The 21,715-nt window shown below is 59.2% G+C and carries 18 protein-coding genes; 6 read left to right on the top strand and 12 right to left on the bottom strand.

Annotated elements, in window-relative coordinates:
- Positions 1 to 18: 18 nt before the first annotated feature.
- Genes HX803_RS07005 through fmdA form a run of 4 tightly spaced genes read right to left on the bottom strand, consistent with a single transcriptional unit; the run spans position 19 to position 3,617 of the window.
- Positions 19 to 975, bottom strand: coding sequence for an AAA family ATPase (locus HX803_RS07005; protein ID WP_178919772.1), 957 nt, complete (start codon positions 973 to 975; stop codon positions 19 to 21).
- A gap of 3 nt (positions 976 to 978) precedes the next feature.
- Positions 979 to 2,022: an aliphatic amidase gene (locus HX803_RS07000; protein ID WP_178919771.1), complete on the bottom strand. Its 1,044-nt coding sequence runs from the start codon at positions 2,020 to 2,022 to the stop codon at positions 979 to 981.
- Positions 2,023 to 2,037: 15 nt separating this feature from the next.
- Positions 2,038 to 2,385, bottom strand: coding sequence for an FmdB family zinc ribbon protein (locus tag HX803_RS06995; RefSeq protein WP_178919770.1), 348 nt, complete (start codon positions 2,383 to 2,385; stop codon positions 2,038 to 2,040).
- A gap of 2 nt (positions 2,386 to 2,387) precedes the next feature.
- Positions 2,388 to 3,617, bottom strand: a complete 1,230-nt coding sequence (gene fmdA / locus HX803_RS06990; protein WP_178919769.1) for a formamidase — start codon at positions 3,615 to 3,617, stop codon at positions 2,388 to 2,390.
- 494 nt (positions 3,618 to 4,111) lie between these two features.
- On the opposite strand from fmdA, the gene HX803_RS06985 reads away from it, so the two are divergent.
- Together HX803_RS06985 and HX803_RS06980 are read left to right on the top strand one after the other, a co-directional pair.
- A complete protein-coding gene (locus HX803_RS06985; RefSeq protein WP_178919768.1) occupies positions 4,112 to 4,432 on the top strand; it encodes a hypothetical protein in 321 nt (106 codons plus the stop codon).
- Between the two features lie 745 nt (positions 4,433 to 5,177).
- Complete coding sequence (locus HX803_RS06980) at positions 5,178 to 6,533, top strand: HEPN domain-containing protein (RefSeq protein WP_178919767.1); 1,356 nt, start codon at positions 5,178 to 5,180, stop codon at positions 6,531 to 6,533.
- 1,179 nt (positions 6,534 to 7,712) lie between these two features.
- On the opposite strand, the gene HX803_RS06975 is transcribed toward HX803_RS06980, so the two are convergent.
- Together HX803_RS06975 and HX803_RS06970 are read right to left on the bottom strand one after the other, a co-directional pair.
- The gene (locus HX803_RS06975) at positions 7,713 to 8,417 is read right to left on the bottom strand and encodes a DUF5677 domain-containing protein (RefSeq protein WP_178919766.1); all 705 of its coding nucleotides are present in this window, start codon (positions 8,415 to 8,417) and stop codon (positions 7,713 to 7,715) included.
- A 95-nt stretch (positions 8,418 to 8,512) separates the two neighbouring features.
- Positions 8,513 to 9,106, bottom strand: coding sequence for a hypothetical protein (locus HX803_RS06970; RefSeq protein WP_178919765.1), 594 nt, complete (start codon positions 9,104 to 9,106; stop codon positions 8,513 to 8,515).
- Positions 9,107 to 9,712: 606 nt separating this feature from the next.
- Between HX803_RS06970 and HX803_RS06965 the strand changes: the two genes are divergently transcribed.
- The gene (locus tag HX803_RS06965) at positions 9,713 to 11,353 is read left to right on the top strand and encodes a methyl-accepting chemotaxis protein (RefSeq protein ID WP_178919764.1); all 1,641 of its coding nucleotides are present in this window, start codon (positions 9,713 to 9,715) and stop codon (positions 11,351 to 11,353) included.
- Here HX803_RS06965 and HX803_RS06960 read toward each other — a convergent pair.
- Complete coding sequence (locus tag HX803_RS06960; RefSeq protein ID WP_178919789.1) at positions 11,350 to 12,081, bottom strand: GntR family transcriptional regulator; 732 nt, start codon at positions 12,079 to 12,081, stop codon at positions 11,350 to 11,352. The genes HX803_RS06965 and HX803_RS06960 overlap by 4 nt on opposite strands.
- Positions 12,082 to 12,194: 113 nt before the next feature.
- Here HX803_RS06960 and HX803_RS06955 point away from each other — a divergent pair, with 113 nt between their 5' ends.
- From HX803_RS06955 to HX803_RS06945, 3 genes are all read left to right on the top strand, one after another.
- On the top strand, positions 12,195 to 13,550 hold the full coding sequence (locus HX803_RS06955; protein ID WP_178919763.1) for an adenylosuccinate lyase family protein: 1,356 nt from the start codon (positions 12,195 to 12,197) through the stop codon (positions 13,548 to 13,550).
- Between the two features lie 163 nt (positions 13,551 to 13,713).
- Positions 13,714 to 15,018, top strand: a complete 1,305-nt coding sequence (locus HX803_RS06950) for a cation:dicarboxylate symporter family transporter (protein WP_178919762.1) — start codon at positions 13,714 to 13,716, stop codon at positions 15,016 to 15,018.
- A 12-nt stretch (positions 15,019 to 15,030) separates the two neighbouring features.
- Complete coding sequence (locus tag HX803_RS06945) at positions 15,031 to 16,422, top strand: lyase family protein (protein WP_178919761.1); 1,392 nt, start codon at positions 15,031 to 15,033, stop codon at positions 16,420 to 16,422.
- On the opposite strand, the gene HX803_RS06940 is transcribed toward HX803_RS06945, so the two are convergent.
- The 5 genes from HX803_RS06940 to HX803_RS06920 form a co-directional block, all read right to left on the bottom strand.
- The gene (locus HX803_RS06940; protein ID WP_178919760.1) at positions 16,412 to 17,890 is read right to left on the bottom strand and encodes an amidase; all 1,479 of its coding nucleotides are present in this window, start codon (positions 17,888 to 17,890) and stop codon (positions 16,412 to 16,414) included. The genes HX803_RS06945 and HX803_RS06940 overlap by 11 nt on opposite strands.
- The gene (locus tag HX803_RS06935) at positions 17,887 to 18,306 is read right to left on the bottom strand and encodes a cupin domain-containing protein (protein WP_178919759.1); all 420 of its coding nucleotides are present in this window, start codon (positions 18,304 to 18,306) and stop codon (positions 17,887 to 17,889) included. The genes HX803_RS06940 and HX803_RS06935 overlap by 4 nt, the downstream gene beginning before the upstream one ends.
- Positions 18,307 to 18,372: 66 nt before the next feature.
- Entirely contained in the window at positions 18,373 to 19,311 is a 939-nt protein-coding gene (locus HX803_RS06930) for an esterase family protein (protein WP_178919758.1), read from the bottom strand.
- A gap of 126 nt (positions 19,312 to 19,437) precedes the next feature.
- Positions 19,438 to 20,457: an amino acid ABC transporter substrate-binding protein gene (locus HX803_RS06925; RefSeq protein ID WP_178919757.1), complete on the bottom strand. Its 1,020-nt coding sequence runs from the start codon at positions 20,455 to 20,457 to the stop codon at positions 19,438 to 19,440.
- Complete coding sequence (locus HX803_RS06920; protein ID WP_178919756.1) at positions 20,454 to 21,632, bottom strand: cystathionine beta-lyase; 1,179 nt, start codon at positions 21,630 to 21,632, stop codon at positions 20,454 to 20,456. Before HX803_RS06920 ends, HX803_RS06925 begins: the two co-directional genes overlap by 4 nt.
- Between the last annotated feature and the right edge of the window lie 83 nt (positions 21,633 to 21,715).

Here is a 21,715-nt window from a genome sequence, read left to right as displayed (position 1 = left end):
ATTGTGCAACGCGCAAGCCTATTGACGTGAAACGTGCAACTGCTCATCCCGCAGGGTCGCCCGCATGCCTTGCACACCGGGATCGTGCAACACGCATTCGGCGATGGCCGGCTGCAGCTCGACCCGCAGTCGCCTGCCCAAGGCCCTGGCGCCAAAACGTGCATCGTGCTGGCGGCACAACCATGCCCGCGCGGGCTCATCCACCTCCAGCCAGCGCTGGTGTGCCGCCAGGCGCCCGTTGAGCTTGCCCAGCTCCACTTCCAGCAGCGCCTCCAGCCACTGGCCGTCGATGGGTTCGAACACCAGGATGCGGTCGATACGGTTGAGAAACTCCGGCTCGAAGTGACCGTGCAACGCGTCTTCCAGCACCGCCGCCTCGTCCCGGGCAAACACCCGCAGCACGCGGCGCCAGCCGTAAGCGAAGCGTTGGCGATGACGGCGCGCCTGTTGTGCGCCGATGTTGCTGGTCATGAAGATCAGGCAATTGCGAAAGTCCAGGGTGCGCGTGCCACCGGCCAGGGTCAGCTGGCCGTTTTCCAGGATGCCCAGCAGGCTGCGCACCACCTCGTGGCTGGCCTTCTCCAACTCGTCGAACAACACGATGCCCGGGCAACTGTAGGTGCCCTGGATCAATTCGCTGTTGAACAGGCTGATGCCTTCCTTGCTCCCCACATACCCCGGCGGTGCGCCGGTGAGTGCGGCGGCGTAATGCTCCTGCGCAAGGGTGTGCATGTCGATGCGGCAAAAACCATCGGCACGGCCATGCAGCGCCTGGGCCAGCAGGCGCACGATCTCGGTCTTGCCCACGCCGGTCGGCCCCATGAACAGGTTGACGCTCAAGGGCCGGTCACGCTCACCGATATCGGCCTTGACCACCTTGAGCAGGCCCTCAACCTGCGCCAGCGCGGCGTCCTGGCCGACAATACGGCTGCGCAGCAGCGTCATCACCCGGGCCGGCTCAAACGTAAAGCGCATGCCCTACTCCGCCGTCCGCGCTTTACCGCCATGGGGCAGTTGGCCCACCGGGCACTCGGCAACACCGACGGTGCTGCGGGTGATGTTCTCGACATTCTCCTGGGCCTTCTGCGCATCCAGCACCCAGGTGCGGTAGAACTCGAACGGGCAGTCCGCCACCCCCTTGTCGCCATCACCCGAGGCGTGCATGCCGGTGTAGCCCCGGTGCAGCAACTTGAACAGGTGGTTCTGCGACTGGTCATTGGCCCGCGCATCGCGGATCTGCGACACCGACAATTGCGCGTACTGGATGCCCATCTCCTCCTCGCCGCATTCGCCCAAGGTGCGCCCGTCAAAACCGATAATCGCCGAGTGGCCGAAGTACGAATACACCCCATCGAAACCCGCCGCGTTCGCCACCGCCACATAGCAGTTATTGGCCCAGGCCATGCTCTTGGACATCTGCACCTGCTGCTCCTTGGCCGGGTACATATAGCCCTGGCAACGCACGATCAGTTCGGCGCCCTTCATTGCGCAATCGCGCCAGATCTCCGGGTAATTGCCGTCGTCGCAAATGATCAGGCTGATCTTCATGCCTTTGGGCCCCTCGCACACATAGGTGCGATCGCCCGGGTACCAGCCTTCGATGGGGCACCAGGGAATGCACTTGCGGTAGCGCTGTACGATTTCGCCGAGGTGGTTGATCAGCACCAGCGTGTTGTACGGCGCCTTGTGCGGGTGCTCTTCGTGGCGCTCGCCGGTCAGGGAAAACACGCCCCAGGTGTTCGCCTGGCGACAGGCCGCCGAGAAAATCGCGGTCTCCTCGCCGGGAATGCTTGCGGCGGTGGCCATCATTTCATCGTGGTCGTACATGATGCCCATGGTGCTGTACTCGGGGAACACCACCAGGTCCATGCCGGGCAGGCCCTGCTTCATGCCGACAATGATCTCGGCAATCTTCTTCGCGTTATCGATGACCTCGGCCTTGCTGTGCAGGCGCGGCATCTTGTAGTTCACCACCGCGACACCCACGGTGTCCGGGCTGCTGGAAATGTCGCCATGACGCATAACAACGCTCCTGTTCTAGTGGCTGATCATCCACGGCCGTGGGCCGGTCTTGGTCTTGAGCCCCAAGGGGTTGGCTTTGCTCGGCAGCACCTTTTTGCTCGTCCCACAGCAACTGCAACCGGCCGGGTGCTTGCGGCTTTCCTGGTATTCGCCGACGGTTTGCGGCGCGTGGCGGCTGCGCTCGTTGCCTTCGATGGCCTTGCGCTGGTTGCCCGACAGCGTTTGCAACGCCGGCGCGCAAATCAGCAACTGCCCGCCCGGCCCGTCGCAATAGGGGCACCTGCTCGGTTCGTTGCGCTGGGAGATAGGCCGCAACATCGTGAAGGTGCCGCACGCCGCACAGGCGTATTCGTAGGTCGGCATGGCTACAGGTCCGGGGCGATGGGCAGGTCGATGCTGCCATCGAGGAATTGGGTGGGGCCGTTGGCGTTGGGGTTGATGTCGAACTCGAAGATTTCCGTGGGCAACCACAAGGTCGCGCAGGCATTGGGGATGTCCACCACGCCGCTGATATGCCCTTGTACCGGCGCCGAGCCGAGCAGCGCATAGCCCTGGGCCGGCGAGTAGCCGAACTTGGTCAGGTAGTTGATCGCATTCAGGCACGCCTGGCGGTAGGCGATATTGACGTCCAGGTAGTGCTGCTGGCCCTGTTCGTCCACCGAGATGCCTTCGAAGATCAGGTAGTTCTTGTAGTTCGGCGTGATCGGGCTCGGCTTGAACACCGGGTTCTTGATCCCGTACTTGGCCATGCCGCCCTTGATCAACTCGACTTTCATGTGCACCCAGCCGGCCATTTCGATAGCACCGCAAAAGGTGATTTCGCCGTCGCCCTGGCTGAAGTGCAAGTCGCCCACCGACAGCCCTGCGCCCTTGACGTAGACCGGGAAGAAGATCTTCGAACCCCGGGACAAATCCTTGATGTCGCAGTTACCACCGTGCTCGCGTGGCGGTACGGTACGCGCGCCAGTGGCAGCCGCATCGTCACGGGCCTGGCCCTTGAGCTTGCCCATGTGCGCGGTGGCGGCCAGGGGTGCGTTGGCCAGCGGCGGGACGCGGGTGGGGTTGGTGTCGATCAGTTCCTGTTCGCGGCGGTTCCAGTCGGCGAGCATGACCGGGTCGGGCAGGCAGCCGATCAAGCCGGGGTGGATGAGGCCAGCGAAGTTCACCCCCGGAATGTGCCGGGAACTGGTGAACATGCCCTTGAAATCCCAGATGGCTTTTTGTGCGCTGGGGAAGTGATCGGTGAGAAAGCCGCCGCCGTTCTGACGCGAGAAGAAACCGTTGAACCCCCATTGGGAATCGGCCTTGGCGCCGATGTCGAGCAGGTCCACCACGAGCAAATCACCCGGCTCGGCGCCGTGCACGCCTACAGGGCCCGACAGGTAATGCACGGTGGACAAGTCCACGTCGCGCACATCGCTGGCGTCGTCGTTGTTCTTGATGGCGCCGGCGGTCCAGTCGTAGGTTTCGAGGATGAAGTCATCGCCCGGCTTGACCCAGCAGGCCATCGGAATGTCCGGGTGCCAGCGGTTGTGAATCTGCTCGTTTTCGGTGACAGGCTGGTTGAGGTCGACTTTGATCAGCGTTTCGGTCATGGACAGGCTCCTGGACGGATGACGGGTGCGTGCGATCCAGTCTCAGGGGGCCAGGGAAAACGGGGAATACGTTGGATGACGTATAAAATGGGAAATTGCGCCTGACTTGACCACGCGTTTGCCTACCACTTGACCACCTGTTTGCATTCGACTTGACCAGCCATTTGCATCGGATGTGACCACGCGCACGGGTACGTCTTGACCGGCAGATATCGGCCAAGAGCAGTCGTTCATCATTGGTAGATTCCGACCCATAGGGTGTAAAAACGTCGTGCGAAATCGGACGACAGGCTTTCACGTATATTCTTGAAAAGTACGGCAGGTTGCCGCCGATCTGAATGCTGGTAAGGCGTGTCGCTGATTATCACCCACCCCTACAACCTTAGCGCTATCAGCCAAGGATGGGCTGGTCATGCTAGGAGAGCATTTTCAAGGGCTTGAAGTGATTTTTTATTACCTGTAGATTATCTATAGATCATCCATGGTTTGAGAAAATGGCTACCACTTACCCGTCCGCAGATGAAATCGCAGCTAAAATCCGCTACCTCCATGAGGCCGCTTTTGCTGGCAAAGCTCGCGGTCGCTTCAAGATCGAAGATGATCTGATGCGAGCATTATCAGGTCGCCCAGGACGGCTTCAGGACAACACCTTTGAGGGCATCAAGGCTGCTTGTGCCGAGGATGGATTGATGATCACCAGGCTTAAACACCATGGGATCTATACCGTTATGGAGACCAAGAAGATGGTCGCCTGGCGAAACGTACCAGTACGTCTTTTGACCAGGCTCGAAAAAGAATGGGAGTGGGAGGATTGAGAACTGAGGAAACTCGGGGGCATTAAAAGGTGGGTTGAGTCCATCATCGCGGAGCATTTTCAATGACCAAACATAGCTATAGCGTCACTGTAGATCTCAGGAGCATCAAGACCTGGGGGAAAGCTTTTAAGCATGTTGCCAGCCTGATCCGGTCGGGGGTAATGAATGAGCATGGGTTCGCTGCTTTAAAAGGGTTAACAGACGTTCGCTTTCGAAACTGGTCGATCGCAATCAGGTTCAAAACCGCAGATAACCGTGACGAATTCTGTCGCGAGATTCGACGTGTCTTACGTCCTAGTGTCGTCGACAGGATTGTATTGAAACCAACGACCCCACGCAGAGACCTCTCGCAACCCATAAGATTTTTGCAAGCCTCATAAACAGCAGCCCCGCGCGATCAAGACGCCTTGAGAATCCTCGCCAAGGCGTCCTATTAGGCCTCAGGAAGTGTGTGAGGCCAACTGCTCTATGGGTCGATTGCTGACTGTCGTGAAGGGCTGTATCCGACCCAACGCTGCCGGAGGCGAATGGTAGCGTTCGGCCAAAAGCAATCGTTGGCGATGGACTGTTTCCGGCCATGAACCGAAGCACTTTCTACCCTTCACTAACTGTTAGTCTGGTGAGGCAGTTGATAAGCTGAGTTTAGTACGACAGGCCGACGGGCGAAGCTCAGGCAAGGAAAAAATAGATGATAAAGTGAAATCTACTATGCACTCGTGTGAGCACAATTTACTAGGGAAGTCTAATGTCTGATTCCACTAAGGCACAAGGATATACAAGGGATACCTCGATTCAGATGCCCGAGCGTCGTTCAGAAACAATATTGGACGAACTGGGAATCGCTCTGAATGATGCAATGGCTAGTAGCGTGCAAACGCCCTATGGACCAGTACCATTGGCAAGCGCGCTGGAATCCACCGACATTGAAATTTCCAGACCCGCCTCGATACAGCTTAATACGATCATGAAAAAAATTGAACCGATTCTAAGGCGTGATAATCGGTTTCCTGGTGATGATAACTATGTAATCCGGTCGGCGATAACGAGAAGCGGAATATATCCAAATAAATCTATTGAGGCGATGTTGTATCGAGCAAAAAAAAGTGGCTCCACGCCAGATGCAATTGCTTGGTTTCTTCGCGTCTTAGCTACAAAGAATGGCAATGTTAATTTGGTTGAAACCTTGTGGGGGCTTTCAATTCAAGAGCCTTTGCAGTTGACTGAAAATATTCAGTTATTACCTTTGTCCAAGCTGCCGGAAAGCGCTCAGAAGAAATTTTTCGTCCCTGGTGCAAGTAGAGGATTTAAGTGCAGTTGGACAATACCAAAGGTAATCAGTGATTCTCCCGGGGGCGCACTTGTAGGGCAGTTGGAACTAAAATATTGCGTGCATAAAAATGCCCCAGGGCAACAGCAATGGGATGAGCTGGCGAAAGATCAGAATTTAATTTCTGGCCTAATGGAAGAATTTCACGACATTGCCATGCTTATAACTTTGGTTGGTTCTAATCCTGTTATAGGGACAGCCATCTGGATGGAGTACGAAGATGCCGACTTGAAGTGCTATGGGGACTTCCTAAGCTCTTGGGTCGCTCGTTCAATTGAAACTATTCCACGCGCGGGTCAAGTTTATCAGCGTGTGGATCTCTCAGAAATTCAAAATATTATTTTAGATTTTCAGCGCTTGAACACTCAAGCCAAATTAAAGGTTCGCGTGGCCTTGGAGCGTTTTAATCTCGCGCTCCGCCGAAGTAGTTTGGGCGATAGGGCAATTGACCTTTCGATTGCGCTGGAATCTTTGGTAGGAGGAAACGAATCGAGTGAGGTCACTCATAAGGTCACAACACGAACAGCAAGGCTTCTTGGTAGCAACTTAACCCAGCGGAGTCGTATACGAGACATTGTTAAGGCAACTTATACTTATAGAAGCGCAATGGTGCACAACGGCCAGCAGCCAACTAAAGCAAAAAAGATTTTAGAGGAGAAAACTGAAGCGAAAGAAATTTTAAAGCAGGCATGTGTTGTCTGTGCGGACTTAATAAAAACCATTTTGCGGTTGGGTGACACTCCAGAGTGGCAAAATTTTGATATTGCACCTTAGTTTGCCGCCAGTGGTCGTTGGTGTGGAGCTGTTTCGAAAGAGTTTGGCTTCTAAGAAGATAAATAGGGCTGTTGATTCCTTGTTTGTTAGTGGTGGCTTTTATCATTGGTTGTCATTAATAGAGAATCACATTTGTATTGATGTGAAATAGTTTAAGTGGGCCATTAGCTGCCCTCCATGACGGGCAGCTTTGGGTCGAAATCGACCCATCCCTATGTGCGCTGCGACTGCCAAATCACGTTCGTCTCCAGCAACCCTAACGATGCCCAACATAAACCCAGGTGACAGGCAGCCTTTAGCTACTGACTGCCTTTGACCGGACTTAGGCCCACATGACTTCATGTTGGGCGGCCCTTCACTTGCCACCTTTCTTTCCAAAAAGTGGCCGGAGAGAGTCCCAAAGCACACCCTCGATAAGCTCTATATCCTCGTCGATTGAGTCTTTGAATTCGTAGTATTCGACCAAAAATTTTGCACCGATTGGAACTGCCCAAGCGGATAAATAGAGTCCCCACGTAGTCGTCCCCGTACCTGTTCCTAGGTGACTTCGGAATCTATCGAACATGTTCTTCGAGGTGCCAACATAAATTGACCTCGATTCCTGATGCGCAGAGTTGTCACGACTCATGTTCCTCGACTCGGTCAAGCGAGCACGCCTAAAAGCACTCCTTGTTCTTGCAATGAGCTGAGAATCCTTACCCTCTAAGGAAACTTGATAGAGATAGTGCGTCGCCGTTGCCTTAACTGGGAACCGAGCATGAAGGCGACTCAATGCATCCGGACTGGAAAGATCTGCCGACGTAAACCTGATGTATCTCGGCCCGGCCTGCGGAGCCGCGAGCACATTGGCAGCGCGCTGAACTCGCGCTTTAAAAACATGTTTCAGGCTCACAAAAATATCCTCGAAATGCCTATCGCTTAAGTTGACCAATATAACGTGCATATTGAACGACCTATCAGGCTCGTTCTAATGACTGAATATGGTCGCTTTCTGCCCGTCGCGAAAGGCAGAAATCGGCCAATAGCATTCGTTCCGGGGCGGCTGTTTACGACCCTAAGCCGTCGGTGGCAGCGGCAACAAACGCACAAAACAGGGCGGATATGCTAATGCAACCACCCTAGCGACAGGGGTTAGAAAATACGTCGCTCGTTACTTGTGGGGAGTCTATGTACGGTTCCTTAGCCATGCCCGTATGGCTTGCTAACTTCAAACGGGACACCTAATTCTTCACAGATTCTGGATATAGAGTCGTGTGCATATAGCTGGGCATGAATTTGTAGCGTTTTTTGGTTTTCGTTGGACGAAGCACCATTGTAATCATTTACTAAATATGAGCTAGGATGGACTAGCTTAGAGTACAATTTAAATAATGCATTGTGCTCATCTTCTAGCCCTACGGTTTTGGCTAGACTTCCTGTGCTAATAGGCTGCTTAATAATCGGAAGTTCGTACTTGGTTGTCAGATTCTTCAGGCGCTCTATTTCCTGCTTTAGTATATATTTCTCATTTAGGTTCTCCGAACCGTTAGCTAGTAATAAGATCCCCTCTAATACTTGAACTTTATCTGTTACTGCCTCAGACTGCCATTTCTTTAGATCTTCTTGGATTTCTATGAGCGACCTAATGCGCACGTTGATTTCATAAATACTCCTTGTTGATAGAGCAAGAGCTGAAATATGAAAACTCAATGAAGACTTAGCTAGCTCCAAATAGTCTGCCGTGGAGCGCAGCAGATTATACAAGACGACTGATCTCTCAGTTTTATGGATGTTTTTCTCAATCCATCGATTTATGAATCTGCATTTTTTTATTAATTTATCCAGATTGCTTTTCAACTCAGTCTGATTGCTCTCTACTACATAGTCCTTCAATTTTTTACTCATGAGTCAAGATTTCTCCTAGAGCCCAATTTTTTGGTCAGTGGTGCGCTTTAGGCCGCCCAAATGACCGCAATCAAGGATTTGAATAAATTATGCGATTAGTTCGCAATGCATAGTCGAAGCTTCGATATTTCAAAAGAAAATATAAACCCAAACGCTGCTAGCAAACCAATACATTTGGCTTTTTCATCTTCGCAATTTTTGAAGTGTGCATGCAGGTCAGGTCGTCTTTCCTTGACATAAGAATCCACTTGCTTAAGCGAACCATAACTAAATATACGCTGCGTGATATCGTGAGCCATTGAATTTCGGATTTTCTTTATTTCGTTTAGAGGCTGTATCAGTAAACGATACTCCTCAATACTTTCACCTTCTTCTGTCTCATACAGTTTCAAGAAGTCTTTGAAAACATCGATTTTTTCACCAAGCATTCTGCTTTCAATGAGCTCATCGATAACTGCTAAAAGATTTATCATTTTGTGCTCTATAAGTAGCACGATTGTGAAGAACATACCTATAAGCCGGTAGTCATCTTCTTTGTTTCTAGCCCACTCATTGCCTTCCACTGTGAGCTCAATAAGGCGCTGGCTGTTTTCGTCAGGAGCGCCTGGGGTCTTGTACTCAATTTTTTTGTATTGCCTTTTTGGCTTTCTTCTTTTGTAGTAACCAAATTTATTCAGAATTCGTTCCAATTTTTACTCCTACAATATATAACCATTGGTCAAGCCCAATATATTGCTGTATAGCGACCCTGGAAGCGGCTATAGCGACACTATAGCTCCACTAATGCATCCGAAAAGTCCCCACTGCCTACCTCTTATGAGCTGGTTTTTGGCGGGTAGGTAGGCCAATTTCAGCATCTTGGTCTTACACCGTACAGTAGCACATAGCCATCCATCTGCTCTGAGACACAATCTGTTCCTGGGGCACTTCAAAAGCGTGAGGTTTATCAAGGGTTTTGAATGGCTGCTTTTGGCCGACTGCTGCCCTTCGCGAAGGGCAGCTTTGGGTCGAAAGCGGTCGTTCATGACTGACCGCTTCTGGCCGATTCCTGCCGGTCAAGACGCACCCGTGCGCTGGTCACGTCCGATGCAAATGGCTGGTCAAGTCGAATGCAAACAGGTGGTCAACTCAGTGCAATTACCCATAAAACCCGGGCGTGCGGTTTTATTCCATCAATTCGCTCAATGTCAGGGTCAGCAATTAGTGATTGGACGCAACGTCGAGGGCTGATTAGATTCCGCGAGACAGATAGCTTTTAGCCATCATCCCTTAGCCCCCTGAATATCGAGCTTTCCATGAAAAAACCTGTCTCGTTGGCAATGCGTATCGGACTGGGCTTTGCGTCCACCCTGTCGTTGCTGGTGCTGATCACTGCCGTCGGTATCCAGCGAGTGGGGTTTATCGACGGCACCCTCAAGGAGGTCGGTGAAAAAGCCGCCGTGGTCCAGCGCTACGCGATCAACTTCCGGGGCAGCGTGCACAACCGCGCCATCGCCATTCGCGACGCGGTGCTGGTCAAGGATGAGCCGGCGCTTAACCGCCACCTGGCCGAGATCGACCAGCTCAAGCGTGACTACCAGGATTCCGCCGTGATGCTCGACCGCCTGTTCGCCAGCGCCGCCCCCAGCGCCGAAGAAGCCCGCCTGCTGGCCGATATCAAAGCCATCGAAACCCAGGCCCTGGCCTCCAGCGAACGGGTGATTGCCCTGCGTCGCGGCAATGACATCGCCGGCGCCCAGGACCTGCTGCTGGCCCAGGCATCGGCCCATTACACCGAGTGGCTCAAGCGTGTGAATGCGCTGATCGACTTCGAGGAAGCCCAGATCAAACAACGCCTGGACACGGTGCAATCGGCCGCCAGCAACTTTGCCGTGCTGATGGTGCTGGCCAGCGCGGTGGCAATCATCCTGAGCGTGCTGGTGTCGCTGCTGATCATCCGCAACATCAAGGCCACCCTCGGCGCCGAGCCGGAGGACGTGGCCGAAGCGATCCGCCGCCTGGCCAAGGGCGAGTTGAACCAGCCCATCGAAACCCGCTACCCCGACAGCGTGATGGGCATCCTGAAAAACGCCCTGGCGCGCCTGGGCGACACCATCACCGAAGTGCGCGCCGCCGCCCAGGCCCTGCGCCACTCCTCGGTCACCCTGCTGTCGGTGGCCAGCGATAACCGCCAGCAAATCACCCTGCAAACCAGCGAAGCCCAGCATGTGGCCGCCGCCATCACGCAAATGGCGGCCTCGGTCAGCGAGGTCTCGGGATACGCCTCGGCGGCGTCGAAGGCCACCATCCTGGCCGACGCGGAAGTGGACAGCGGCCACCGCCTGGTGGGCGAAGTGACGGTGGCCATCGAAGAGTTGGCGACGATCCTTGAGCACGCCACCACCCGGGTCAACCAGGTGTCCAGCGACAGCGAAAACATCGAAACCGTGATCGAGGTGATCAACGCCATCGCCGCCCAGACCAACCTGCTGGCCCTCAATGCGGCAATCGAAGCGGCGCGGGCCGGTGAGCACGGGCGCGGCTTTGCGGTGGTGGCCGATGAGGTGCGCTCCCTGGCCACGCGCACCCAGGAATCCACCCAGGAAATCCGCGACATGATCGGCAAGCTGCAAAGCGGCACCCAGGACGCCGCCGACATCATGCAGCGCAGTCGCGACCTGGCCCAGGTCACCGTGGCGCAGACCCGCGACTCTCAGGTGGCATTGGGCAAGATCAGCCAGGAAGTGGGCGCGATCAACGCAATGAACGCGCAGATCGCCAGTGCTTCGGTGCAGCAGAGCGCCGCAGCCGAAGAGGTGGCGCAGAACGTCACGCGCATCCACAGCTCCACCGTGCAATCGGCGGCCGGCTCCGAAGTGGTGGAAAACTCCAATCAGGAACTGGCCGAGCTGGCGGACCGCTTGAGCACCAAGGTGGCGTTCTTCAACGTGGCCTAGAGCTTGTCGCGCTTCATTTGCATGGTCAGGGTGAAACGGTCTGCCGGGTAGACCGTTTCCGACACGGCAATCACCTCACCGGCTTCATCCCGGTACTGGCGGATGATGTTCAGCCCCAGTGCACCGCTCTGGGCTTTCAGGCTGGCGGCCAGTTCGGTACTCAGTTGCACCGGCCGCACCTGTTGGTCGACCACATCGATGTGCCGCGCAAACGCCTTGCCGATCAACGCAGCGATCAATTCATCAGGGTGTTTGCGCGCCTCGGGGATCACCTCGGCGAAGGTCTGTTCGGCGTACACGTCGGTCCAGCACAACGGCGCATTGCCGTCGCCGGCATCCACCTTGATGCTCGACACGCAGAAGTAGTGCCCACCCGGCTCCAGCCCCAGGCGGCGAGCCAGGGCGATGTCGGCGACGAATTCACGCACGCCCTGGATATCACGAATGTGGGTTTCGGCCACTTGCACCAGGTCGGCCACCGACGCCATCGCCTGGGAATAACCGCCCTTGGGTGACGACGCCTCGACCCGCGTGCCCACGCGCTTGCGCCGCGAGACCATGCCCTGCCCCTGCAACTGGTCGATGGCCGCGCGCACCGTGTGCCGGCTCACCGCATACAGCGAACACAGTTCGAACTCCGTCGGCAACAACGACCCCACCGGGTAATGGCCGCTGCCAATCCTGTCGATCAAGTCCTTGGCCACCGCCGCATAACGCCTCTGGCTCACGCTTTCCATTTTTACCCTCGTTGTCGAGTTGACAGTGTATCAGCACAGGCGTAATCATAATGTACGGACATATTAAATATGTATGATTTAAAAATAACAAATAGGACTTCGCCATGTCGAGTACCGTTTTTGATTCCGCCCTGTTCCGCGACATGTTCGGCACCGCCGAAATGCGTGGCGTGTTCTCCGACAAAGCACTGATCGAGCGCTACATCGAAGTGGAAGTGGCCCTGGCCCGCGCCGAAGCCCGTTGCGGCGTGATCCCAAGCGAGGCCGCCGAGCAGATCGCCACGCTGTCACGCTACGAAGCCCTGGACCTGGCGCTGATGCAGCACGAGACCGAGATCGTCGGTTACCCGATCCTGCCGCTGGTGGAACAACTGTCGAAGATCTGCGGCGAAGCCGGCCGCTATGTGCATTGGGGCGCCACCACCCAGGACATCATGGACACCGCCGTGGTGCTGCAGGTGCGCGCTGCCCTGGCGATTGTCGAGCGTGATATCCAGGCAGTACGCGGCCTGCTCGCCGGCCTGGCCGAGCGCTATCGTGACACCCCCATGGCGGGCCGTACCCACCTGCAGCACGCGCTGCCGATCACCTTCGGCTACAAGTGCGCGGTGTGGCTGAGCATGTTCGACCGCCACGCCGAACGCCTGGTGGAGTTGCGTCCACGGGTGGAAATCGGCCAGTTCGCCGGGGCTGCCGGCACCCTCGCCTCCCTGGGCGACAAAGGCTTGGAAGTTCAGGAAGCGCTGATGGCCGAATTGGGCCTGGGCGTGCCGCAGGCCACCTGGCACGTGGCCCGCGACGGCCTGGCCGAAACCCTGAACTTCCTCGGCCTGGTCACGGGCTCTTTGGGCAAGATCGCCCTGGACATCATGATGATGATGACCAGCGAACTGGGCGAAGTGTACGAGCCCTTCGTCAAGGGCCGTGGCGCCAGCAGCACCATGCCGCAGAAGCGCAACCCGATTTCGTGCGAGCTGATGTACGCCGCCGCCAAGGGCGTGCGCCAACACGCCGGGCTGATGCTCGACGCGATGATCCAGGACTTCGAACGCTCCACCGGCCCGTGGCAGGCGGAATGGATCGCCATCCCCGAAGCCTTCGCCCTCAGCGCCGCGTCCCTGGGCCAGGCGACCTTCATGCTCGCCGGCCTCGAAGTGCGCCCCGAGCGCATGCGCAAGAACCTCGACATGACCCAGGGCCTGATCGTTGCCGAAGCCGTGATGATGGGCCTCGCCCCGGCCCTCGGCCGTCAGGTGGCCCACGACGTGGTCTACGCCGCCTGCCGCATGGCCAACGACCAGGACACCAGCCTGCTCGACGCCCTGCTCGCCCAGGGCGAAGCCACCGCGCAACTGGACGTGGCCGACCTGCAACGCCTGACCGACCCGGCCAACTACCTGGGGCTGGCGCCGCAGATGGTGGATATCGCGCTGGCGCGCCAGGGTGCAGTCGCTCGCTGATCCGGAACCCAATGGAAATCCAAATGTGGGAGCGGGCTTGCCCGCGATTGCGGTGTATCAGTCACCGGATGCATCAGTTGACAGACCGCTATCGCGGGCAAGCCCGCTCCCACATTAGATCTACGGCGCTACACCGAACCATAACAACAATGAGATCACAGACATGTCATCCACCCCCGCCAAAAAACCGCTCTACAAGGACCTGACCTTCCAGGTCGTCGCCGCCATGTTCCTCGGCATTGCCTTCGGCTTTCTCGCCCCCGAGCTGGCTGCCAGTTTCAAGATCCTCGGCGATATCTTCCTCAAGCTGATCAAGACCGCCGTCGCGCCGCTGGTGTTTTTCACCGTGGTCCACGGCATCGCCTCGGCCGGTGATATCAAGCGCGTCGGCAAAGTCGGCCTGCGCGCACTGATCTATTTTGAAGTGGTGTCGACCATCGCCCTGGCCATCGGCCTGTTGTGGGGCAACCTGCTGCAGATCGGCTCCGGCATGCACGACGCCCACCCGAGCAGCGCTGCCGCTGCCGCGGCGAGTGCCGCCGTTGCCAAGGGCCATGCGCCGGCGTCGACCATGGACTTCATCTACGGCATCTTCCCCGACAACTTCGTCGGTGCCTTTGCCGGTGGCCAACTCCTGCAAGTGCTGGTGATCTCGGTGCTGTTCGGCTTTGCCCTGCTGGCCCTGAAACCCGAGCGGCGTGAAGTCATTGAAGACGGCTTGAACCGCATCTCCGAATGCTTCTTCGAGTTCATCAACCTGATCATGAAGTTCGCGCCCCTGGGCGCCTTCGGTTCGGTGGCTTACGCCGTGGGTAGCAACGGCACCGCCGTGCTGATGTCCCTGGCCAACCTGGTGCTGATGTTCTATGTGGGCATCGCGTTCTTCATCTTCGTGGTGCTGGGTGCGGTGTGCCGCTTGAGCGGCTTCAGCCTGTGGCGCTTCCTCACCTACATCAAGGATGAAATCTTCATCGTGCTCGGCACCGCCTCGTCGGAAAGCGCCTTGCCCCGCCTGCTGCAAAAACTCGAGAAGTTCGGCTGCTCCAAGCAGAGCGTCGGCCTGGTGCTGCCCACCGGCTACGCGTTCAACCTCGACGGCACCTCGATCTACATGTCGCTGTGCGTGCTGTTCATTGCCAACGCTTATGGCGTGCCCCTGAGCTGGGAGCAACAACTGGGCATCATCGCGATCATGCTGGTGACGTCCAAAGGCGCGGCGGCGGTGTCGGGCGGCAGTTTTGTGGTGTTTGCCGCCACCGTCACCGCCATCGGCGTGCTGCCGGCCGAAGGCCTGGCCCTGCTGTTTGGCGTGTACCGCTTCATGTCGATGGCGATTGCCACCTGCAACACCATCGGCAACAGCGTGGCCACCGTGGTGGTGTCCAAGTGGTCCGGCGAGTTCTCCCAGCAGACCGCCCAGAATGAATATCAACGCGTGCTCGGCCGTGCGGCCGGCGCGGCACTTTGACGGAGCAGCACGATGCCCACTCTGCGAATCGAACACGATGCGTTTGGCCCGGTGTCCATCCCGGCCGAGCGCTACTGGGGTGCACAGACCCAGCGCGCACTGGAGGTGTTCGGCGCCAAGCAGCCGTTCCCGCCCAGCCTGATCCGCGCCTTTGGCCAGCAAAAACGCGCCTGCGCCCGCGCCAATGCACGGCTTGGCGCACTCGCGCCCGCCCTGGCCGAGGCCATTGAGCTGGCCGCCCAGGACTTGGCCAACGGTCACTTTGACGCGCACTTTCCGCTGTCGATCTGGCAGACCGGCTCCGGCACCCAGACCAACATGAACGCCAACGAGGTGATCGCCAACAGCGCCAACCTGCGGCTCGGCGGCGAGCTGGGGAGCAAGTCGCCGGTGCACCCTAACGACCACGTCAACCGTTCGCAGTCGTCCAACGACAGCTTTCCCACGGTGATGCACCTGACCACCGTGCTCGAATTGCGCGGGCGGCTGCTGCCTGCGCTCGGCCACTTGCGCAACGAGCTGAACGCCAAGGCCGACGCCTGGCAGGACGTGCTGAAAATCGGTCGCACCCACCTGATGGACGCGGTGCCGATGAGCCAGGGCCAGGCGTTCGGCAGTTTTGCCCAGCAGATCCACCACGGCATCGCGCGCATCGAGGCCTGCATGCCGCGCCTGCGCCTGCTGCCCCAGGGCGGCACGGCGGTGGGCACGGGGCTTAATACTCCCGTGGGTTTTGATGTGGCGTTCTGCGAGGAGATCAGTCAACTCACCGGTGAAACCTTCCAGACCAACCCGTGCAAATTCGAAGGCATGGGCACCCACGATGCGTTGGTGGAGGTCTCCGGCGCGTTGAACGTGCTGGCGGTGTCGCTGACCAAGATCGCCAACGACATCCGCCTGCTGGGCTCAGGCCCGCGCTGCGGCCTGGGCGAATTGATCGTGCCGGACGACGGCCTCACCTCCTCGATCATGCCCGGCAAGCGCAACCCGACCATCGCCGAAGTGCTGGTGCAGGCGGCCATGCAGGTGATGGGCAACCACACCACCATCACCCTGGCGGGCGCGTCCAGCACCTTTGAATTGAACGTGGCCAAGCCGGTGCTGATCCACAACCTGCTGCACTCGATCGAGGTGCTCACCGACTGCGTCAGCCTGTTCACCCACAAGCTGCTCAACGGCCTGGAGGTGAACCGCCCGCAACTGGCGCGCAATGTGGAGCACTCGCTGTTGATGGCCACCGTGCTCAACCCGGTGCTGGGTTATGACCGGGTGGCGCAGATCACCCGCAAGGCCGCAGACGAAGGCTTGTCGCCCAAGGAAGCGGCGGTGCAACTGGGCTTCATGACCGCCGAGGAATACGCGCAACGCGTGCAGCCGGCCGCCATGATCCGCCCTACCCCATAGCCCCCGGCACCTGGAACCCACCCACCACCTCCGCCAGGTATTCGGCAAACTTGATCGTGGTGCGATCGGCAAACGGCGCACCGATGATCTGCACCCCCACCGGCAACCCCTGGCGTGTCAGGCCAATGGGCGCGCTGGTGGCCGGCAAGCCCATCAGGGTGGCCGGCGCAATCCACTTGTACAGGTCGGCGTAATGACGCTTCTGGCCGTCGACCTGCAGGGTGCGCAGGCTGATGACCCTGGATTGGTCATGGGCAAACGCTGTGGTGAAGGTGGGCGGCGCCAGGATCACATCGACGTCGTCGAAGGTCTTGAGGAACGCTTCACGCAAGCGCAAGCCCGCCTCATGGGCCTTCAACCAATCGGCATGGCCCATGGCGCTGCCCTGGTAGAACTTGTCGGCATGCTGCGGCGTGTCCATCACCCGGCCCAGTGCCCGCAACACCGGAGCCATCAACCCCATGAAATACCGCTTGGACGCCGGCAACGACACGCCCAGCTCGGCGCCCAGTTGCAACAGGTAGGCGGCAAACAAACGCTCCAGCGACGCGCCCCGGGGCGCGCCCTGTACCACCTCCACACCCGCCGCTTCCAGGCTCAGGTGCAATTGGCGATAGGCCTCGGTCATGCCCTGGTCGAGCGGGCAATCGACATCGTCGGTCCACAGCAACACACGAAAGGTCTTCAGAGACACAGGGCGCGGCGCCGGCAGCTGCAACTGCCAACCGGGCTGCCCGGCCGGTGGTGCGGCGGCGAGCACGTCCAGCATCAACTGCAGGTCGGCGGCACTGCGCGCCAAGGGCCCGACCACGTTCAACGCCCCTTCCGCCAGGTCGCCCGGCGCCCCGGGAATATGCCCGCGCTGGGACACGATGCCGTGGGTGGGTTTGTGCCCATACACCCCGGTAAAGTGCGACGGGATGCGGATCGAGCCGCCAATGTCGCTGCCCAGCTCCAGCGAGGTGAAGCCCGCCGCCAACGCAACGGCCGCGCCCCCTGAAGAGCCGCCCGGTGTCAGCGCCAAGTTCCAGGGGTTGTGGGTGGTGCCGAACAGGCTGTTGTAGGTCTGGATATCCCCGGCCATCGTCGGCACGTTGGTCTTGCCGAACACAATCGCACCCGCGTCTTCCAGGCGCTTGACCGCCACCGCCGACTGCGCCGGCCGATGCTCGCGCAACGCGGCGGCACCTGCGGTGCACGGCATGCCGAGCACTTCGAAGGTGTCCTTGATAGTGATCGGCAAACCGTGCAGAGGCCCCAGCGACAGGCCGTTGCGTACCGCCGTGTCGGCCAGGTCGGCCTTGAGGCGCGCTTGTGCCAGGTCCAGGGTGACCACACTGTTGAGCGCCGGGTTGAGGCTGTCCAGGCGCGCCAGGTAGCTGTCGAGCAAGGCGCGGCTGCTTTGACGGCCGGCCGCGATGTCGGCGAGCAACTCGGTGGCGCTGCGGTAGGTGATGTCGGTGGTCATGGCTTGCTACCGGCGGGGTGCAGCGCATCCAGATGGGGCATCAACACCACGCTCTCCTGCTCATTGGGGTCTGAGCGCGCCACCAGCACCGACACCGGTTCATCGGTGTCGTTGTAGGGCTGATGGGGCATGCCCGCCGGAATGTAGAAAAAGTCGCCGGGATGGAGGGTCTCGTGACTTTCCAGTTGCTGTCCGTACCACACGCGAGAGATGCCACTCAGGGCATAGATCGCGGTTTCATGGCCTTCATGCATGTGAGTTTTGGCACGGCCACCCGGGGGGATGGTGACGATCTGCAAGTTGATGCCGGTGGCTCCGACCGTTTCGGTGGAGATGCCCACGGCATTATGCAGGCCTTGCTTGCCGATCACGGCAGCACGGGGACGAAGCAGGCGGCAGGTATTAGGTTCGGTCATCCGGGCGGGCTCGGTGGTTGTCAGGGTATAGGGTGAACACCCGAGCCCGCCCGGTTATTCCCTGGGTTACTGCACGTTGCGCTCCTGGAAGGTCAGGCCGACAAAGCGCAGCAAGGGTTCGGAGCCCGGCACCCAGAAATCATAATTGTGCGCCCCCGGCCGGGCCTGGAACTGATGGGCGACTCCCAGTTTGTTGAACGCCAGGTGCAGCAGCACATTGCCGAGGAAGAACGGGTCGTTGGTGCCCACATCCAGGTAATAACGGGTCTTGCGCAATTCGGCCACCGGCGTGTGCTTGACCAGGTCCAGCACGTTTTTCTCGTGGTATTGCAGGTTCAGGCGCTGCTCGCCGGTCAGGCCCTCGCCCCACGCATGCCCGTAGCGGCGTTCGTAGCCGGCGGGATCCATCTGGGTGATCTGCTCATCGGTGCGCACCGCCGCGCTCATCACCGCCGCTGCACTGAACAGTTCCGGGTATTTGAACGCGTACATCAGCGAGGCGAACCCGCCCATGGACAGGCCGCCCATGGCACGAAAGCGCTTGTCATCGAGGATGCGATAACGCTTCTGCATGGCCGGGATGAATTCCTGGATGAACATGGTCTCCCACTGGAACTTGCCGTCGGCATCGTTCATGAAATAGGTGGCGTACTTGTTCTCGGGGTTGCGCAGGCCATCGGGGGTGATGACGATCATGGCCGGGATCTCGCCGGCGTTGATCAGCCGGTCGAGCAAGGCGCCGAGGTTGTCTTGCACGAACCAGTCGTTGTAACGGCCATCGTCGCCGCCGTGCATCATGTACAGCACCGGATAGGCACGCGTGGAACGGCCGTAGTCGGGCGGCAGGTAAAGGGTGTATTTGACGTTCTGGCCGAGGATGCTGCTCTTGATCGAGGCGGTGTCATCGACCGTACCGGCGTCGGCGTTGGCGGCCGGAGCGACCAGCGCCAGGGCGGTGAGCAGGGCCAGGCTGGCCCAGAAACGGTGCAGGGTATTCAAAAACATCGGGCGTTCTCCGTAGGGGTGGGACTGCCCGGTAGATCAGGCAGGTCCCACGCCAGTGTGGGAGTGGGCTGTGGAGGTGACCGAGTGCCTGCCTCCTGCCAGGAAGAATAGGCACTCGGCAGCCCATTACCGCACCGGTGGCGCGTACTGGATACCGCCGTTGTTCCACAGGTTGTTCAAGCCCCGGTCGATGGCCAGCGGCGTCCCCGGCCCGAATGCACGGTTGAACACCTCGCCATAGTTGCCCACCTGCTTGACCACCTGCACCACCCAGTCCCGGGGCAGTTTCAGGTCTTTGCCGTACTCGCCATCGGCGCCGAGCAAGCGCGCCACGTCCGGGTTCTTCGTGGCCTTGGCTTGAGCCTCGACATTGGCCGAGGTCACCCCCGCCTCTTCGGCGTTGAGCATCGCAAACAGCGTCCAGCGCACAATACTGAACCATTCATCATCGCCGCGACGCACCGACGGCCCCATGGGCTCCTTGGAAATCGTCTCCGGCAGGATCACAAAGTCGGACGGCGTGGTCATCTGGCTGCGCTGGGCATTGAGTTGCGACTTGTCCGCCGTGATCACGTCACAACGCCCGGCCTGCAAGGCCTTGGCGGTTTCTTCAGAGGTATCGAAGGTGATTGGCGTGAACTTGAGCCCACGGCTGCGGAAGAAGTCCGAGGTGTTCAGTTCGGTGGTGGTACCGGCCTGGATGCAGATTGACGCGCCATCCAGTTCAGTGGCACTGCTCACCCCCAGCTTCTTGTTGACCATGAAACCGGCACCGTCGTAGTAGGTGACGCCGGTGAAAACCAGGCCCATGCCGGCGTCGCGGGAGCTGGTCCAGGTGGTGCTGCGCGACAGGATATCGATTTCGCCGGACTGCAACGCGGCCAGGCGTTCCTTGCCGTTGGTGGGGGTAAACCGCACTTTGCCCGCATCGCCGAACACCGCAGCGGCCACCGCGTGGCAGACGTCCACGTCGATGCCCTGTTGCTTGCCATTCTTGTCCGGCACCGAGAACCCCGGGATGCCGTCGGACACCCCGCATTGGATAAAGCCTTTCTTGTGAATCGCATCCAGGGTGGCGCCAGCCTGTGCCAGGCCACTGGCGCCCAGGACGGCGCCCGCGATCATCAAACGCGTGAAGGTTTTCATTGCCCATCTCCGTGGTTATCTGCTTGGGAAAATGCGTGTTCAAGGTCGGCGATCAGGTCGTCGACGTGCTCCAGGCCGATGTTGAAACGCACCAGCCGATCGCCGTACTGGCGCACATCGCGGTTGAGGTTGAAATGCGGCGCCACCAGGCTGGTCACGCCGCCCCAGCTGTAGCCGAGGTGGAACAGGTTGAGGCGGTCGATGAAGTCCAGCAGCACCTCGCCCGCCAGCGTCGGGCGGAACACCACCGAAAACACACTGGTCGAGCCGGTGAAGTCGCGCAGCCACACCCCGTGCCCCGGGCAATCTGGCAGCGCGGGGTGCAATACCCTTTCCACTTCGGGGCGAGCCTTGAGCCAGTGCGCCACCTGCAGGGTGCTGGCCTGCAACTGGGCCAGGCGCACCCACAGGGTCTGCAGGCCGCGCAGGGCCAGGCTGCAATCGTCGGGCGAGACCGCCATGCCCAGCAGCGAACGCGCCTGGCCGAGGGCCTGGTAATGCACATCGCTGCAGGTGGACACCGAGCCCAGCAGCAGGTCGCTGTGGCCGCCGATGTACTTGGTGAGGGCTTGGATCGACACGTCCACACCGTGGGCATAGGCGTCGAAAAACACCCCGCTGGCGTAGGTGTTGTCCAGCGCCAGCACCACGCCGGCCGCCCGCGCCACTTCAGCGATGGCGGGCACGTCCTGGATTTCCATGGTGGCCGAGCCTGGGCTCTCGCACCAGATCAGGGTGGTGTTGGGACGGATCAGCGTGGCGATCTCGGCGCCGATCATCGGGTCGTAGGTCTGCACCGCGATGCCCAGCCTGGCCAGCAGGTCGCGCGCCAGGTCGTTGTTGGGGCCGTAGGCACTTTGTGGCACCAGCACATGGTCGCCCGCGCCGCAGAACGCGAAGTACACCAGGGCAATCGCCGCCTGGCCGCCGGGGGTGATAAAGCAGTGCTCGGCGCCCTCCAGTTGCGCAACGCGCGCGGCCAGCTCCAGGCTGGTGGGCGTACCGTGTAGGCCGTAGGCATAGGGCACGCGCTCGGGGCACCAGTCGTCGCGCACCTCGCGGGCACTGGCAAACAGGGTGGTGGAGCCGCGATGGGTGGCCGTGGCCAGTGAGCGAAAACCGCCCGGGGCGCGGGGTGTGGGGTCGAGCAAGGTGGTTTGGATATGGCGAGGCATGACAGGGGTTCCACTTCCAGATGATGGAAAAATCATAGGGAGTGGCACAGCGGCGGCGATTGAACGTTCTTGCGCTTTACGAA

It is taken from the genome of Pseudomonas sp. P7548 (assembly GCF_013386585.1).
Taxonomy (GTDB): Bacteria; Pseudomonadota; Gammaproteobacteria; order Pseudomonadales; family Pseudomonadaceae; genus Aquipseudomonas.
The sequence above is the reverse complement of the archived record's forward strand: the minus strand, read 5'-3'. Positions and strand labels throughout refer to the sequence as shown.

Coding starts and splice junctions, on each gene's coding strand:
- HX803_RS07005 (WP_178919772.1), bottom strand. CDS start 975: ATGCGCTTTACGTTTGAGCCGGCCCGGGTGATGACGCTGCTGCGCAGC.
- HX803_RS07000 (WP_178919771.1), bottom strand. CDS start 2,022: ATGCGTCATGGCGACATTTCCAGCAGCCCGGACACCGTGGGTGTCGCG.
- HX803_RS06995 (WP_178919770.1), bottom strand. CDS start 2,385: ATGCCGACCTACGAATACGCCTGTGCGGCGTGCGGCACCTTCACGATG.
- fmdA (WP_178919769.1), bottom strand. CDS start 3,617: ATGACCGAAACGCTGATCAAAGTCGACCTCAACCAGCCTGTCACCGAA.
- HX803_RS06985 (WP_178919768.1), top strand. CDS start 4,112: ATGGCTACCACTTACCCGTCCGCAGATGAAATCGCAGCTAAAATCCGC.
- HX803_RS06980 (WP_178919767.1), top strand. CDS start 5,178: ATGTCTGATTCCACTAAGGCACAAGGATATACAAGGGATACCTCGATT.
- HX803_RS06975 (WP_178919766.1), bottom strand. CDS start 8,417: ATGAGTAAAAAATTGAAGGACTATGTAGTAGAGAGCAATCAGACTGAG.
- HX803_RS06965 (WP_178919764.1), top strand. CDS start 9,713: ATGAAAAAACCTGTCTCGTTGGCAATGCGTATCGGACTGGGCTTTGCG.
- HX803_RS06955 (WP_178919763.1), top strand. CDS start 12,195: ATGTCGAGTACCGTTTTTGATTCCGCCCTGTTCCGCGACATGTTCGGC.
- HX803_RS06950 (WP_178919762.1), top strand. CDS start 13,714: ATGTCATCCACCCCCGCCAAAAAACCGCTCTACAAGGACCTGACCTTC.
- HX803_RS06945 (WP_178919761.1), top strand. CDS start 15,031: ATGCCCACTCTGCGAATCGAACACGATGCGTTTGGCCCGGTGTCCATC.
- HX803_RS06940 (WP_178919760.1), bottom strand. CDS start 17,890: ATGACCACCGACATCACCTACCGCAGCGCCACCGAGTTGCTCGCCGAC.
- HX803_RS06935 (WP_178919759.1), bottom strand. CDS start 18,306: ATGACCGAACCTAATACCTGCCGCCTGCTTCGTCCCCGTGCTGCCGTG.
- HX803_RS06930 (WP_178919758.1), bottom strand. CDS start 19,311: ATGTTTTTGAATACCCTGCACCGTTTCTGGGCCAGCCTGGCCCTGCTC.
- HX803_RS06925 (WP_178919757.1), bottom strand. CDS start 20,457: ATGAAAACCTTCACGCGTTTGATGATCGCGGGCGCCGTCCTGGGCGCC.
- HX803_RS06920 (WP_178919756.1), bottom strand. CDS start 21,632: ATGCCTCGCCATATCCAAACCACCTTGCTCGACCCCACACCCCGCGCC.